The sequence below is a fragment of the uncultured Flavobacterium sp. genome (assembly GCF_937967675.1).
Classification (GTDB): domain Bacteria; phylum Bacteroidota; class Bacteroidia; order Flavobacteriales; family Flavobacteriaceae; genus Flavobacterium.
The window spans coordinates 1-15,498 of sequence record NZ_CALBSN010000077.1 but is presented as its reverse complement, the minus strand read 5'-3'; the positions used below and the strand labels follow the sequence as shown (position 1 = coordinate 15,498).

At 31.5% G+C, this 15,498-nt stretch carries 13 protein-coding genes; 7 read left to right on the top strand and 6 right to left on the bottom strand.

Annotation, left to right across the window (positions count from 1 at the left end; translation table 11 throughout):
• Positions 1-51: 51 nt before the first annotated feature.
• From Q0075_RS05410 to Q0075_RS05390, 5 genes are all read left to right on the top strand, one after another.
• Complete coding sequence (locus Q0075_RS05410; protein ID WP_297868622.1) at positions 52-1,176, top strand: hypothetical protein; 1,125 nt, start codon at positions 52-54, stop codon at positions 1,174-1,176.
• A 20-nt stretch (positions 1,177-1,196) separates the two neighbouring features.
• The gene (locus Q0075_RS05405; protein WP_297868621.1) at positions 1,197-3,638 is read left to right on the top strand and encodes an FG-GAP-like repeat-containing protein; all 2,442 of its coding nucleotides are present in this window, start codon (positions 1,197-1,199) and stop codon (positions 3,636-3,638) included.
• A 97-nt stretch (positions 3,639-3,735) separates the two neighbouring features.
• Positions 3,736-5,643 (top strand): transglutaminase-like domain-containing protein, encoded by a 1,908-nt coding sequence (locus tag Q0075_RS05400; RefSeq protein WP_297868620.1) that lies wholly within the window; start codon positions 3,736-3,738, stop codon positions 5,641-5,643.
• A 9-nt stretch (positions 5,644-5,652) separates the two neighbouring features.
• Positions 5,653-7,797 (top strand): DUF3857 domain-containing protein, encoded by a 2,145-nt coding sequence (locus Q0075_RS05395; RefSeq protein ID WP_297868619.1) that lies wholly within the window; start codon positions 5,653-5,655, stop codon positions 7,795-7,797.
• Between the two features lie 66 nt (positions 7,798-7,863).
• Positions 7,864-8,535 carry a hypothetical protein gene (locus tag Q0075_RS05390; protein ID WP_297868618.1) on the top strand — a complete coding sequence of 224 codons (672 nt, stop codon included), beginning with the start codon at positions 7,864-7,866 and terminating at the stop codon, positions 8,533-8,535.
• 64 nt (positions 8,536-8,599) lie between these two features.
• Here the strand turns inward: Q0075_RS05390 and carB are convergent, their stop codons facing one another.
• Both carB and rpmH read right to left on the bottom strand, forming a co-directional pair.
• Positions 8,600-11,455, bottom strand: a complete 2,856-nt coding sequence (gene carB, locus Q0075_RS05385) for a carbamoyl-phosphate synthase large subunit (RefSeq protein ID WP_297868617.1) — start codon at positions 11,453-11,455, stop codon at positions 8,600-8,602.
• 172 nt (positions 11,456-11,627) lie between these two features.
• Positions 11,628-11,789 (bottom strand): 50S ribosomal protein L34, encoded by a 162-nt coding sequence (gene rpmH, locus Q0075_RS05380; RefSeq protein WP_007136275.1) that lies wholly within the window; start codon positions 11,787-11,789, stop codon positions 11,628-11,630.
• A 167-nt stretch (positions 11,790-11,956) separates the two neighbouring features.
• Between rpmH and Q0075_RS05375 the strand changes: the two genes are divergently transcribed.
• Complete coding sequence (locus Q0075_RS05375; RefSeq protein ID WP_297868616.1) at positions 11,957-12,472, top strand: DUF2892 domain-containing protein; 516 nt, start codon at positions 11,957-11,959, stop codon at positions 12,470-12,472.
• A 46-nt stretch (positions 12,473-12,518) separates the two neighbouring features.
• On the opposite strand, the gene Q0075_RS05370 is transcribed toward Q0075_RS05375, so the two are convergent.
• Genes Q0075_RS05370 through Q0075_RS05360 form a run of 3 tightly spaced genes read right to left on the bottom strand, consistent with a single transcriptional unit; the run spans position 12,519 to position 14,451 of the window.
• Positions 12,519-12,887: a sulfite exporter TauE/SafE family protein gene (locus Q0075_RS05370; RefSeq protein WP_297868639.1), complete on the bottom strand. Its 369-nt coding sequence runs from the start codon at positions 12,885-12,887 to the stop codon at positions 12,519-12,521.
• Positions 12,888-12,894: 7 nt separating this feature from the next.
• The gene (locus Q0075_RS05365) at positions 12,895-13,785 is read right to left on the bottom strand and encodes a lytic transglycosylase domain-containing protein (RefSeq protein ID WP_291110185.1); all 891 of its coding nucleotides are present in this window, start codon (positions 13,783-13,785) and stop codon (positions 12,895-12,897) included.
• Positions 13,786-13,788: 3 nt separating this feature from the next.
• Positions 13,789-14,451 (bottom strand): alpha/beta hydrolase, encoded by a 663-nt coding sequence (locus tag Q0075_RS05360; protein WP_297868615.1) that lies wholly within the window; start codon positions 14,449-14,451, stop codon positions 13,789-13,791.
• A 52-nt stretch (positions 14,452-14,503) separates the two neighbouring features.
• Here Q0075_RS05360 and Q0075_RS05355 point away from each other — a divergent pair, with 52 nt between their 5' ends.
• Positions 14,504-14,785, top strand: coding sequence for an N-acetyltransferase (locus tag Q0075_RS05355; RefSeq protein WP_291110189.1), 282 nt, complete (start codon positions 14,504-14,506; stop codon positions 14,783-14,785).
• Positions 14,786-14,833: 48 nt separating this feature from the next.
• Here the strand turns inward: Q0075_RS05355 and Q0075_RS05350 are convergent.
• A partial coding sequence (locus Q0075_RS05350; protein ID WP_297868614.1) for a radical SAM protein occupies positions 14,834-15,498 on the bottom strand: 665 nt, incomplete at its 5' end.

The window sequence follows — 15,498 nt, the reverse complement described above, 5'->3', positions numbered from 1 at the left end:
TTAAAAAAAAAGTTATATTTGTTTCAAACAAATCAAACAAATCTTAACTTAATGATAAAAAAATACTCGATTTACGCTTTTATTATTAGTATTTCCATCCTTATTTATGCCTGTTCAGAAGATAATGATGATAGCTATGCACCGGTTTCACCCGTAACTGTTGACTTAACACAAGTTCCTTATCCGAAACTATCTGATTACAAATTCTTTGAAGGAGATTTGAAAAATCAAATACCTTCACTTGACGTTATTCCTTATGAACCAGCCAGTATTCTTTTCAGTGATTATGCACATAAAAAAAGATTTGTTTGGATGCCAAAAGGAACTCAAGGTACTTATCAAGGAGATGATCAAATAATTAATTTACCTGAAGGTGCTGCAATAATTAAAACATTTTATTATGACAACGTATTACCTTCAAATACAAGGAAAATAATCGAAACAAGGATCATGATTAAAAAATCTACTGGTTGGATTTTTGCTGAATATGTTTGGAATGATGAACAAACAGAAGCCTACTTGGATTTAGCTGGAAGTTATCAAGATATAAATTGGATTGATGAGAATAATGTAACTAAGTCGGTAAATTACAGAGTCCCATCTGAAGTTCAATGTATTGTTTGTCATAAAGAAAAAGAAGTAATAAACAATCAAGAAGTAACTGTTTACACACCCATAGGAATTAAACCTCAAAACTTAAATTTTAATTACAACTATGGAACTACAACTAAAAATCAATTGACATATTGGATGGAAAAGGGTTATTTAGAAAACAGCACTTTACCATCGGAAATAAATACTGTTGTGGATTATAATGATACATCAAAGCCTATTAGTGCGAGAGTGAGATCCTATTTTGATATTAACTGTGCACATTGTCATAAAGAAAAAGGGCATTGTGACTATCGACCATTACGATTATCATTTAGTGATACAGGTTCTTCAAATGGATTGACGAATATGGGGGTTTGCGTACCTACACAAGACATGCAAGATTTTGATCCTGAATTAGATAAATTAATTACTCCAAGAAGAACTGATAAGTCTATGTTATTTCACAGAGTAAACACTACAAATGAAGCTTTTAGAATGCCTCTTCATGGAAGAACTTTGATTCACACCGAGGGTGTTGCTATAATTGAAGAGTGGATAAATTCTTTAGATGATTGTCGATAATTAAAACACAACTTATAAATATGAAAAAAAATTACTTTTTATTCTTTCTTATCTTATTTAGCGTAACCAGTTTTGCTCAAGATAATTGTGCTACAGCGGTTCCTATTGCTAATGCAGGAACCTATACAGTTGGTACTATCAATGGAACAGAGCTACCTGCAATTAGTTGCAATTTAACTAATACTTCTGCATCCGCAGCTGAATGGTATGCCTATACTCCATCACAAAACTATACTGTAACAGTAACATCTGACTTAAATGAAAACATTTGTTTAGATACTAGATTACGTATTTACTCAGGAACATGTGCATCATTAACTTGTATTGGTGGTGATGATGACTCAGGTAACGTTACTTGTTCTTCTGGCTCTTCGTATTTGTCTCGACTAACTTTTAATGCGATAGCAGGTACAACTTATTATATTGTATGGGATAATCGATGGTCTACAGCTGGTTTTAATTTTCAAATCAGTGAAATCCCAGCAGGATATAATCCATGTGCTACTGCAACTCCTATTACAGCAGGAACAACAGTTGTAAATGCAATAGATCAAACTAATATCAATACCTCTTGTTCTTCATCTAGCTTGTCTAAATGGTACTCATACACGCCAACAATTAATGCGAATGTAACCGTATCTTCTGATTTAATGATTAATATTTGTAAAGACACAAACTTTAGTGTTTACAGTGGAAATTGCCCAACTGGTTTAACGTGTATAGCTAGTGACGATAATTCTGGCGTTATTGCTTGTAATTCGGGAAATACAAATTCAAATCTTTCTGTTAAAACATTTGAAGTTACAGCAGGTGTAACGTATTATATAGTATGGGATAATAAATGGAGTGCTGATGGATTTAGTTTTATTCTAACAGAATCTCCAATTATAGTTCCTGTTTCATACAATAATCAAACCATTGGTACTATTAACAGCAGTTATAACATTTGTGTAGTTGATATGAATGGTGATTTTAAAGATGACATTGTAGGAATTAGCGCTAACAATTTAAGAATTCACTTTCAAGGAGCTACAGCAGGAACATTTACTGTTACCGATTTCCCGATTTCAGGAACTAGTGATATGCCTTCATGGAGTATGGCGGCAGGAGATTATAATAGAGATGGTTACAATGATTTGGTTTTAGGTAGTGGTAGTGGTTTAACCTTCTGGAAGTCTAATAGTAATGGCACAGCTTACACTAATGTTAATCCTTCAGAGTATATTTTCTGTCAAAGAACAAATTTTGTTGACATCAATAATGATGGTCATCTTGATGCATTTTCTTGCCATGATGTGGCTCCAAATGTGTACTATATGAATGATGGGAATGGTAATATGGGATATTATCAATCGGGTACTTCTGGTGCATACTCATTAGGAATTACACCTAGTGGCGGTAATTATGCATCCTTATGGACAGATTTTGATAATGATGGTGATTTAGACATGTTTATTTCAAAATGTTCAGGTCCACCATGTGAATTACACAGAAACGATGGCAATGGAGTATTTACAGACATTTCAGCAATAGCAGGAATTAATGTAACACCAATCCAAACATGGTCATCTGCTGTAGCCGATTTTGACAATGATGACGACATGGATGTAATAATAACAGCAAGTGCTGGTACACATAAATTCTTTAGAAATAATTTAGATACTTCTACAGCTGCTTTTACTAATATTACTACTGGTTCTGGTTGGGACACTAATACTTCAACTAACATTGATAACGTGGCTTACGATTTTGATAATGATGGAAAAGTAGACGTATTAGGTGGTGGTAACAAAATCATGTTCAACAAAGGAAATAATGTTTTTGAAGCTACAAATTATACAGCAATTAGTGTTGGTGCAATTGGAGACTTAAACAATGATGGTTTTTTAGATATCTTAAACGGAACTACCGTTAGATACGCAATACCAAATGGAAATAATTGGGTTAAGGTTACATTGCAAGGAATCCAAAGCAACCGCAATGGAATTGGAGCTAGAGTTGAAATTTATGGCCCTTTTGGAAAACAAATTAGAGATATCAGAAGTGGAGAAGGCTTTAAATACATGAGTTCTTTGAATGCACATTTTGGAATTGGCACCCATACTACAATTTCTCAAATTGTTATCAATTGGCCTTCTGGAGTTGTGGATGTAATTAACAATCCAAATATTAATGAAACACTATCTGTAATTGAGGGTTCTAGTCCATTAAGTTTAGTAAATAACGAAGACAAAAAAATAATGCTATATCCTAATCCAAGTTCAGACAATATAACATTAACAAATATTGAAAATTTAGAAATTAAAAATGTATCTATTATATCTACTTTAGGGAAAGTAGTTAAAAATGTTACACTTAATGAATCTAGATTTTCGATTACTGATCTAGCAGAAGGATTTTATATTCTTTTGATTGAAACTACTGACGGAAATAAATATTCCGAGAACTTTATAAAAAAATAATCTTCAATTTTGATAAATTTAAAAACTGTCTTTACTAAAGGCAGTTTTTATTTTTATATGTAAACTATTTTTTTATATTATTGCAAATTATTTCAACATGAAAATTTCTCCATTATTATTTATCCTTTTCTTTTGTATTTCGACTGTTGCTCAAAAAAATGCAGATCCATCTCCTGAAGAAATAAAAACAGCAAAATCTATTAGAGAAAAGTATGACAAATTTGATATTGCAATTTTAAGCAGTACTGAGAAAGTCACTTTTAACATTAATAAAACAAACGATCTTGTTGAAGTTAATTACAGCGTAAAAGAACAATTAATGAATATTAATCACAGAGCGGATATTCAGAAATATGAGTTTTATGATAGCCAATCTACCATTGAAAATTTTTCTTTAAAATATAAGACCGACAAACAAGCTTACTTTTATGTAAATGATGAATTTTATAAAAGTAATGACTTATTTTATAACGATGCTCGAGTAAAATTCATGCAAGTAGATTTTCCTGTTCAGGGCTATACTTATAAGTATCAAATGGAAAAGAAAATCAAAGACAGTAAATATTTTACAAGTATTTATTTTAGCGATGAATTTCCAGTGATTGAAAAAAAGGTAATTATTGAAATTCCTAAATGGCTAGATTTAGAAATTAAAGAATTCAACTTTGATGGTTTTGCTATAAAAAAAGTAGTAACACAAAATGCTGAAACTACAATTTATACATACACCATTGAAAATTTAAATGGTAATCCAAAAGAAAACTATAGCCCCGGTCCAAGCTTTTTATATCCGCACATCTTATTTGTAGCAAAATCATTTTCGGTTAAAAACGAAAAGAAAACACTTTTTAGTACCACTTCCGATTTATATAAATGGTACAAATCACTTGTAGATTCAATGAAAGATGATACTACAATTTTCGCCGAAAAAGTAAAAGAATTAACTGCAACTGCAAAAAACGATGATGAAAAAATAAAAAACATCTACTATTGGGTTCAAGATAACATCAGATACATAGCTTTTGAAGACGGAATTGCAGGATTTAAACCAGATGATGCTCAAAATGTTTTTCAAAAAAGATATGGCGATTGTAAAGGAATGGCCAATCTAACAAAGCAAATGCTGAAATTAGCTGGATTTGACGCTAGATTGTGTTGGATTGGAACTAATCATATTGTTTATGATTACAGCACCCCTTCTCTATCTGTAGACAATCATATGATTTGCGCTTTATTAAAAGATGGAAAAAAATACTTCTTAGACGGAACCGAAAAATACAATTCATTTGGAGAATACGCACAGAGAATTCAAGGGAAAGAAGTATTAATTGAAGATGGAGATAAGTATATTTTAGCTAAAATTCCAGTACAAAAAGCTGCTTCAAACACAGAAAAAAGTACGATTAACTATGTAATTGAAAACGAAACATTAAAAGGAAAAGTAAAAATGGAATATCTAGGTGAAAGTAGAGCTTCATTTTTGTATAATTACAACTCCATAAAAAATGATAAAAAAGAAGATGCATTAAAATGGTATTTGAATTCTAAAGATAAAAATTGTACGGTAAGTAATATCAAAACTTCTGATTTATTAAACAGAGATCAAAAACTAACTTTAGATTATGATGTTGCTATTGCCAATCATGTTTCTTCGTTTGATAATGAAATATATGTGGATTTAAATTACAATAAAGAATATAACTCTTTCGATTTCAAAGAACGCAAAACCGATTTTCTATTGAGCTATAAATCATTTGATGATATTACAATTAGTTTGCAAATTCCTGAAGGGTATAAAGTTTCGAAAATGCCTGAAAATATTTCGATAATTACAGATGATTATTCAATTTTAATGAAATATGAAGTAAAGGGAAATACATTAATTTATACCAAACAATTTCAATTCAAAAACGGGATCATAAAGTCATCAAAATTTAGTGATTGGAAAAATCATTACGATAAAATTCAAAAAAATTATTCAGAGCAAGTTGTTTTAACCAAATAAAAATCCAAAATGAAATTCAAATTATTTTTACTAACCTTTATTTGGGTTAGTCTTTCACAAGCACAAACAAAAGACGAAATTAAAGATTTCTTTTGGGGCAAAAATGATAATTATAAAAACGTAAATACAATTCCAGATAAGTATAAAAATGAATCCGCAGTTGTAATTTATAAATATGAAGATTACGATTTTCATAAATTTGGTAAAAATGTTACCTACAGAGCAGCTTTTAGAAAAAGAGTAAAACTTAATGATCAAGCTGCTGTAACCAGCTTTTCAGAATTTAGTTATTCTGAAAAATCAAATCCAAGATATGGAGCACTTATAAAAACTGTTGTTGGTATAAAAGTTATAAAACCAAACGGAACTGAAAATATCATAAATACAGAAAAAGAAGCTGTGAGTGTTGATAAGGAAAAAAAAGTTGCCGTTCCTAACCTAGAAATTGGTGATATTATTGATTTCTATAATTACAGTACCGAAACCTTTAGTTCAACTTATGAGTTTGGATTTGATGCTGTAGAGCGAACACTTGGCGATAATTATCCTATATTAAACTACAAATTAACTTTTCAAACAGAAAATGATTTCTTTGTTAACTTCAACACCTACAACAACGGACCTGAATTAAAACAAATTCCGTTAGAAAAAAGTGGTGAACGTAAATATGAAATTATTGCAACTGACATCCCTAAGAACGATTTTCCAAGATGGTTTTTGCCATTAGTAGAACTTCCGTGTTATAAATTTCAAGTATATTTTGCTCGTTCGGGGAAATTCGAGCAAAGAGCCGCTGCGTTTTTACCAGAAAAAGAAAATATCATTAAAAAAACGGTTACTAAAGAAGATATTTTTAATTATTATGATTCAAAATTTTTTCCTGCAGGAAATTTAAATGATGTAGAAGACTTTTTAAAAGGAAAAAAATTCAATTCAAACGAAGAAAAAGTAAATGCGGTCTATTACTTTATGCGTCATCAATTTTACACAAGATACATTGAAGCTTTTGTAATAAATGATGCCAAAATCATGAATCCTTTTGGACTTTATGGCTACGATCCTGTTTTCTTTACAAGAGAGGAACAATTCATTAATTATTTCATGCAATTTCTTAAAAAACAAAAAATAGAATTTGACATTATAGTTGCTACAGGAAAAGAAAATGGACCTATAAGTGATGTATTGATTCAGGAAAACATAAGAATTCTTCTTAAAGTAAACACAGAGAAACCAATCTTTTTTGGAATTTTTGATCCCTTTTCTATCCCAAATCAATTTGATAGTTCTTTAGAAAACACAAAAGCTTATGCATTAAAAGTTTCGAAAAGCAAAAAAGTAAGTGATATTGAAGAAATAACACTTCCTGGGCTAACTTATAAAGACAATATTACAAAAGTAACTACTAATCTTTCAATAGCTTCTGATTTTTCAACTGCAAATGCTACAAAAATTTCTTCTTTATATGGTCACAATAAAGAATTTGAACACAATAGTAAAATTTTCTTCTATGATTATATTAATGAAGATTATGAAAAATATGGAACAAGCCCTGTTTTAGACATGGTTAGAAAGCAAAAAGATAAAGATAAATACAAAAAAGAATATGCTGCATTAATTGAAAAATTCAAACAAAATCAGGTTGAAAAATTCAAAAAGGAAATTGAAGAAGAATACGACATAAAAGTTGACAAACACGAATTAAAAGTAGAAAAAACAGGAAGATTCGGCATTAACGAGCCATTAGTAATCTCAGAAAAGTTCAATATTACTTCAAATTTCATCAAAAAAGCAGGAAATAATTATATTTTAGATATTGGAAAATTCATTAGTTCACAAATAGATATTGAAGAAAAAGAACATGAAAGAACCAATAATATTTACACCAGTTTTCCTCGTTCTTTTGAATACACAATCAATTTAGATATACCAGAAGGATTTACTGTTAGTGGTTTAGAAAAATTAAATGTAAAAGTGGAAAACGAAACAGGAAGCTTTGTAAGCAAAGCCGAAGTAAAAGGCAACAAATTAACTATTGTATCAACTAAAAATTATTTCAATTCGTATGAACCTAATTCCAATTGGAAAAAAATGATTGCTTTCCTAGATGCGGCATATCAATTTTCACAAGAAAAAATATTATTAAAAAAAATATAGTATACATTTTCTAATAGTAAGCATCAAATATTTTCATAAATTAACATAGACAAATAAATATTACAAATGAAAAAATTAACACAAATCGCATTAACAGCATTACTAGTTTTTACAACGATATCACATGCTCAAACACAATTGAAAAAAGGATCTGTAACTTATACCATGTCTATGCCAGGCACAACTGAAGAAATGGCGGCTATGGGAGAAACAACAATAACAATTCATTTTGATGAAACAACTCAGGCGACAGATATGAGCATGATGGGAGGAATGATGTTAATGAAAACAATTATCCCAATTGCAGATAAAAAAGAATCAAAAATGACGATGGAAGTAATGGGTATGAAGTACGAAATTACGGATATTGGAGAAGATGCATTAAAAAATGCTAATGGTTTAAATAATCTTGATGATGCCAAAGAAGTAATTTATGACAAAAAAGACACTAAAGAAATTGCTGGTTTTAAATGTTATAAAGCAACCATAACAATGAACGACGGAAGTAAAAACATTTTTTACTTAACTGATGCTATTGCTCCTCAAGAGTCAGCACCAAATAGCAAAGTAAAATTAACAGGTTACCCTTTAGAAATGAATATGCAAACCTCACAAGGAAATATTATTATGATAGCTAACAAATTTAGTAAAGATATTCCAGCAGATGCTTTTAAAATAGGTGAAGGATTTACAAAAATCACTAAAGAAGAACTAAAAAAACAAATGGGTGGAATGTAAAATCAATCTAGAATATTAGTTGTTTAAATTAAAAATCCCAATCTGTTGATTGGGATTTTTAGTATTATTTCGTTAAGTACATTTTTCTTCTTGAATACAAATCGTAGAATTGATCATCTTTTAAATCTTCAATAAACAAGATGCTTTCGCCTGTAGATTTCATTTCTGGTCCTAATGCTTTATTTACATTTGGAAACTTACTAAAAGAGAACACCGGTTGCTTAATTGCATATCCGTTTAATTTTGGATTAAAAGTGAAATCAGTTACTTTGTTGTGACCTAACATCACTTTTGTTGCATAATTTACATAAGGTTCGCCATACGCTTTTGCAATAAATGGAACCGTACGAGAAGCTCTTGGATTCGCTTCAATAATATAAACAATATCGTCTTTTATCGCAAACTGGATATTGATTAACCCTACCGTTTTCAGAGCCACTGCAATTTTCTTCGTGTGATCTTTGATTTGTTGCATTACAAACTCACCTAGATTGAATGGTGGTAATGTTGCGTTACTATCTCCCGAGTGCACTCCACATGGCTCGATATGCTCCATAATCCCTATGATGTACACATTTCCATCCGCATCGCAAATAGCATCTGCTTCTGCTTCGATAGCACCATCTAAATAATGGTCTAACAACAATTTATTATTTGGAATATGTTTTAAAATCTCGATAACGTGTTCTTCTAACTCTTGTTTGTTAATGACAATTTTCATACCTTGACCTCCTAATACATAAGATGGTCTTACTAAAAGTGGAAAATCTAACGTATCAGCTAATTTTACAGCTTCTTCCGCATTTTCAGCTACTCCAAATCTTGGGAACGGAATTTTTAATTCGGTTAATAATTCTGAGAATCTTCCTCTATCTTCTGCCAAATCTAAAGCATCAAAAGATGTTCCGATGATTTTGATTCCGTATTTAGCTAATTTTTCTGCTAATTTTAAAGCAGTTTGTCCACCTAACTGAACAATTACACCTTCTGGTTTTTCGTGTTGGATGATATCGTAAATATGTTCCCAAAAAACAGGTTCGAAATATAATTTATCTGCCGTATCAAAATCGGTAGAAACCGTTTCTGGATTACAGTTAATCATGATGGTTTCGTAACCACATTCTTTGGCTGCTAAAACTCCGTGAACACACGAATAGTCGAACTCAATTCCTTGTCCAATTCTATTTGGTCCTGAACCTAAAACAACTACTTTCTTTTTATCAGTAACAATACTTTCGTTGTGCACGTATTTAGTTCCGTCTGCTTTTTCGATTTCAGCTTCGAAAGTCGAGTAGAAATAAGGTGTTACCGCTTTAAATTCGGCAGCACATGTATCTACTAGTTTATAAACACGTTTGATATTTTGCTCTTCACGTAACTTGTGTACTTGACTTTCCAAACAACCCATCATGTGAGCAATTTGACGGTCTCCGTATCCTTTTTGTTTTGCTTCTAAAAGCAACTCTCTTGGTAATGTATCTACTTTATAATTCGAAATTTCTTTCTCTAAATGGAATAATTCTTCATATTGTTTCAAGAACCACATGTCAATTTTTGTAATCTCATGAATTCTACTCAACGGAATTCCCATCGCAATAGCATCATAGATTACGAAAACTCGGTCCCAACTCGCGAAAGTTAATTTTTCGATGATTTGTTCGTAGTTTTTATACCCTTTTCCATCTGCTCCTAACCCATTACGTTTGATTTCTAATGACTGAGTAGCCTTGTGAAGCGCTTCTTGGAACGAACGTCCAATTCCCATAACTTCTCCTACCGATTTCATTTGAAGCCCTAACGTACGGTCTGAACCTTCAAATTTATCGAAGTTCCATCTTGGTATTTTCACGATTACATAATCTAATGTTGGCTCAAATAAAGCCGAAGTTGATTTTGTAATTTGGTTTTGTAATTCATCTAAATTATATCCTAAAGCTAATTTCGTTGCAATTTTTGCAATTGGATAACCCGTAGCTTTTGAAGCTAATGCCGAAGAACGCGACACACGAGGATTAATTTCAATTGCTACAATATTTTCTTTATCATCAGGCGAAACCGCAAATTGTACGTTACAACCTCCAGCAAAATTTCCGATAGAGCGCATCATTAAAATCGCCATATCACGCATTTTTTGGAACGTTGTATCTGATAATGTCATCGCTGGCGCTACTGTAATCGAATCTCCAGTATGAATTCCCATTGGATCCATATTTTCAATCGTACAGATAATCACCACGTTATCGTTTTTATCGCGAAGTAACTCTAATTCATATTCTTTCCAACCTAGTAAAGCCTTATCAATCAACACTTCGTGAATTGGAGAAGCTTCTAAACCTCGAGTTAGTAAATCATCGAAATCTTCTTTCTTATGTACGAAAGCAGCTCCAGTTCCACCCAATGTAAATGAAGGACGAATTACCAACGGAAAACCAAATTCTTGTGCAATTTCTTTCCCTTTTAAAAACGAATTAGCTGTTTTAGCTGGCGCTTGCGGAATTCCAATTTGATTTAAAAGTACTTTGAATTTTTCTCTATCTTCGGTGATATTGATGGCATTGATATCCACTCCAATTAAACGTACTCCAAAATCTTTCCAAATTCCTTTTTCTTCAGCTTCGATTGCTAAATTAAGTGCTGTTTGTCCACCCATTGTTGGTAAAACAGCATCAATTTGCGGATGCGCTTTAAGAATTTCGATGATTGATTTTGTAGTTAATGGTTTTAAGTAAACATGATCCGCCATCGATGGGTCGGTCATAATAGTTGCAGGATTCGAGTTAATTAAGATAACTTCAATTCCTTCTTCTCTTAACGAACGTGCTGATTGAGAACCTGCGTAGTCAAATTCGCAAGCTTGACCAATAACAATAGGTCCAGAACCAATAATTAAAACCGATTTGATTGTAGTGTCTTTAGGCATTGTGTTGTTGTTGTTTTGTTGTGGGTTGTAGTTGTATTTCGATTATAAAATTACTAATTTTCAAAGGGTTGCACTAAAACGAACTTTAAAACTTATCAAATTTTATAAACAGTTTAAAAAAAAGCCGCTACTAATAAAAGTAACGGCTGATATATTGCTTTAAGCTAAAACATTATTTTTTGTGTCTTGGTTCGCAAGAAACAGTTAATTTATGTCTTCCTTTAGCTCTTCTACGAGCAAGCACTTTTCTTCCATTTGCAGAAGCCATTCTATCCATGAAACCGTGCTTATTTCTTCTTTTTCTTTTTGATGGTTGAAACGTTCTCTTACTCATTGTAGTATCTTTTAAAATCTATAAATAAAATTCTTTTTAAAACTCTTTAGGTTTCCTTTCCTGAAAACCGAGTGCAAATATACAAAGACTTTTTTCATTCGCAAGTACTTTTTTAAAAATATTTTTAATTGATTTTATTACCTTTGCATCAAACAAAAAATAAATATATGTTTCACAAAAATATCAAATTAGTTTTAGCTGCCTTAGTTATAGCCTTCGGGATTTATCAATTTACAGAAAACAACATTGGAAATGGAATTTTCTTACTATTATTTTCTACCATTTTTATTTTTCTATATTTCAAAAACGAATTCATTTTATTAGCCTTTTTAAAATTAAGAAAGCAAGATTTTCCTGGAGCTCAAAAATGGCTTTCTTATATTAAGAATCCTGAAACAGCTTTAGTACAAAAACAACAAGGTTATTTCAATTATTTACATGGTTTAATGGTTTCCCAAACTAATTTAAACGAAGCTGAACGTTATTTCAAAAAAGCTATCGCATTAGGATTATCAATGGATCAAGATTTGGCTTTAGCTAAATTACAGTTAGCCGGAATTGCCATGACAAGAAGAAGAAAAATGGAAGCTACTAATTTATTAAACGAAGCAAAAAAATTAGACAAGCAAAACATGCTAAAAGATCAAATAAAAATGATGAAAGAACAAATGAAAAAAATGTAATTCATTCGTTTGCAAAAAACAAAAGCACCTTTCTTAGGTGCTTTTTTTATTTTCCTAATAGCATTTTTCCAGCAATTAGTAGTAGAATTAATCCAAATACTTTTTTGAGCATTTTTTGGTCTAAGCCAACCGCTATTTTACTTCCAAAATAACCTCCAACAACAAAAAATACAGCAATTATTCCCACATAACGCCAGTCGATAAAACCTTCTTTATGATAAGTGTATACTGCAACTGCTGTAACGGGCACAACCAAAACTGCCAAACTAGTTCCTTGAGCTTGATGTTGGTTAAACCCTAAAAGCAAAACCAATAAAGGCACCATAACAACTCCGCCACCTACTCCAACCAGACCGCTTAGGATTCCTGCTAAAATACCAATCAAAACTAAAGACAAAATAATTTGAATATCCATAGAGCGCTTATTCTTTTTGATATCCTGAAGTTGGGATTTCGATTTCATATTTTCTTCCAGAAATATTAGTTAGTTTTTTATCTCGTAACCAAGGATTGTGTATTTTCAAGATTTTATAATTTACACCTTGCGTTTTGGCAAACTTTGCTAAATCTGTAATTGAAGAATCAATCACTATTTTTTTGGTTGGGATAGAATAATACAAAGCTTCCTTTGGGATATTAAAACCATACTTATTAGCATGTGACATAATTTCTTTTAAAGCTAAAATTCTAAAAACATAACGCGAAGTTTCTTCGGTTAAAAGTAAATCATAATAATTTTCCACTTGCTGTTCTTCCATTTTTTTGGAAATTCCATTCATTCCTCCATTATATGATGCTGCCGCCAAAGTCCAAGAACCAAATTTCTCTTTAGCCTTTAACAAATATTTACAAGCTGCTTCGGTTGATTTTTCCAAGTGATAACGCTCGTCTACCTCATCACTTACTTCCATTCCTTTTTCTTTTGCTGTTTCGGGCATAAATTGCCAAACACCTCTTGCTCCAGCTGGAGAAACTGCATTTACCAAACTACTTTCTATAACCGCTAAATATTTAAAATCATCTGGAACTCCATATTTAGCAAGAATGGGTTCTATAATTGGGAAAACTTTATTTGCTCGTTTGATTACCAAGGTGGTATTGGTATGATAATTCATATTAGTAATCATCTCTTTATCCAAACGCTCTTGCACATCTGCCATGAAGGTTGGTACTTCTTCACCCGAAAAATCCATTTTCAAACTATAACCTACTGGAGAATATTTTGTGTCATCTGAAACTACTCCATAAATTAAGAAACTTGCTAAAAGAACAACCGTTCCTGTAATCAATATCTTCTTTATATGCTTTTTCATTTTTTAATCGTTTAGAATTAATTTTGGCAAATTTTCATTCAACCACTTGAATTTATTAACTATCATAATGTGAGTTCCTCCTTTTACAACAATACATTTTTCAATGTTTTTGATTGGGAAAACCTCATCCGCATCTCCGTGAATATGAATTACGGCTGTATTTATTTCTTTTTGTTTCCAACACAAAATGGTTTCAATAGCCCAATCCAAATAGTGCTTATCACGAACTGACAAATACTTTTCGTAGAGCTTCAATCGCTTGGCTACAATATTATCTCCAAATGCATATTTTACCAATTTTTCTATATCAGCTAAAAGTTGGGTTGGAATTAACTTATACGCTTTTGTCGCTTTAGCTACTTTAAAACGTGGAGGAAATTCGGCATTGGATTTTACACTTGAAATGATAATTACTTTACGAACTTTCATTTGTTTTGCCATTTCCTGAACCAAAACACCTCCAAAAGAAACCCCAACCAAAACGGGATTTTCATGCTGAATTTTCTCAGTCATTCTAAGTGCATAACTTTCGATACTTTCTTTTTCTTGAGGCAAAAACCATTCCAAAAAGTGCATTTCAAATTGGTCTTCTGGTAATTTAATATTTTCGAAAATAGTTGGACTTGCGGCTAAGCCTGGCATAAAATAAATTGGAATCTTACTCATTACCATTATTTTAAAAAAGTTTCGTAAATTTGCACCATAATTGAAAGGCATCATGGAAATCAAAGATAATGAACTTTTAAGACAATTTGAAATTATTTCCGATACTGGATTGGTTTCAATCGAATATTCTATTCAAGAACGAAAGTTGTTTTTGACTAAATTTTGCAGCAAAAATAACGAAGATGAAGAGTTACACAACGAATTTATAAAATCGGTTTTAGAAATTGCGCAAGAACGAAAATTAAAAGTAGTTCCTACTCATGCAAAATTCATTAGTTTCTTTAGAAAGAATAGAAAATTTCAAGAAATGTTGCCTCCTGGAATTAAGATTTAATTTTTTAAAACTCATATAAACAAAGAATCCTGAATAATCGGGATTTTTTTATGCTTCTACATTTAAGAATTCCATTCGTACACTTCCGTCTTCGTCAATCTTGGTTAGATTAATTTCGTGCAGCGTATTGACTAATTCTGGATTCCAAGGTGTTTTTACTTTTACGTAATTTTCTGTAAATCCGTGAATGTAGCCTTCTTTGTTTTCACTTTCAAATAAAACCGTTCTGTTCGTTCCAATTTGACTTTCGTAAAACGCTCTTCTTTTCTTAACCGAAAGTCCGCGTAACATTTTACTTCTTTTCGAACGCACGTTCATTGGCACCACTCCATCCATGTCAACTGCTTCGGTATTATCTCTTTCCGAATAGGTAAAAACGTGTAAATAGGAAATATCTAAATCATTTAAGAAATGATAGGTTTCAAGGAAATGTTCTTCCGTTTCACCTGGAAATCCTACAATAACATCAACTCCAATACAAGCATGAGGCATTACTTCACGAATTTTAGCAACACGTTCCGAATATAATTCACGCATATAACGACGTTTCATTTTCTTTAAAATATCATTAGAACCCGATTGCAATGGAATATGAAAATGCGGAACGAATGTTCGACTTTGCGCTACGAATTCAATCGTTTCGTTTTTCAAAAGATTTGGTTCGATGGAAGAAATTCGCAAACGCTCGATACCTTCTACTTCGTCTAATGCTT

What these genes read in the sequence shown, in the direction of transcription:
- carB (WP_297868617.1), bottom strand. Translation starts at nt 11,455, where the DNA reads ATGCCTAAAGACACTACAATCAAATCGGTTTTAATTATTGGTTCTGGA.
- Q0075_RS05410 (WP_297868622.1), top strand. Translation starts at nt 52, where the DNA reads ATGATAAAAAAATACTCGATTTACGCTTTTATTATTAGTATTTCCATC.
- Q0075_RS05390 (WP_297868618.1), top strand. Translation starts at nt 7,864, where the DNA reads ATGAAAAAATTAACACAAATCGCATTAACAGCATTACTAGTTTTTACA.
- Q0075_RS05395 (WP_297868619.1), top strand. Translation starts at nt 5,653, where the DNA reads ATGAAATTCAAATTATTTTTACTAACCTTTATTTGGGTTAGTCTTTCA.
- Q0075_RS05370 (WP_297868639.1), bottom strand. Translation starts at nt 12,887, where the DNA reads ATGGATATTCAAATTATTTTGTCTTTAGTTTTGATTGGTATTTTAGCA.
- Q0075_RS05375 (WP_297868616.1), top strand. Translation starts at nt 11,957, where the DNA reads ATGTTTCACAAAAATATCAAATTAGTTTTAGCTGCCTTAGTTATAGCC.
- Q0075_RS05355 (WP_291110189.1), top strand. Translation starts at nt 14,504, where the DNA reads ATGGAAATCAAAGATAATGAACTTTTAAGACAATTTGAAATTATTTCC.
- Q0075_RS05400 (WP_297868620.1), top strand. Translation starts at nt 3,736, where the DNA reads ATGAAAATTTCTCCATTATTATTTATCCTTTTCTTTTGTATTTCGACT.
- rpmH (WP_007136275.1), bottom strand. Translation starts at nt 11,789, where the DNA reads ATGAGTAAGAGAACGTTTCAACCATCAAAAAGAAAAAGAAGAAATAAG.
- Q0075_RS05360 (WP_297868615.1), bottom strand. Translation starts at nt 14,451, where the DNA reads ATGAGTAAGATTCCAATTTATTTTATGCCAGGCTTAGCCGCAAGTCCA.
- Q0075_RS05405 (WP_297868621.1), top strand. Translation starts at nt 1,197, where the DNA reads ATGAAAAAAAATTACTTTTTATTCTTTCTTATCTTATTTAGCGTAACC.
- Q0075_RS05365 (WP_291110185.1), bottom strand. Translation starts at nt 13,785, where the DNA reads ATGAAAAAGCATATAAAGAAGATATTGATTACAGGAACGGTTGTTCTT.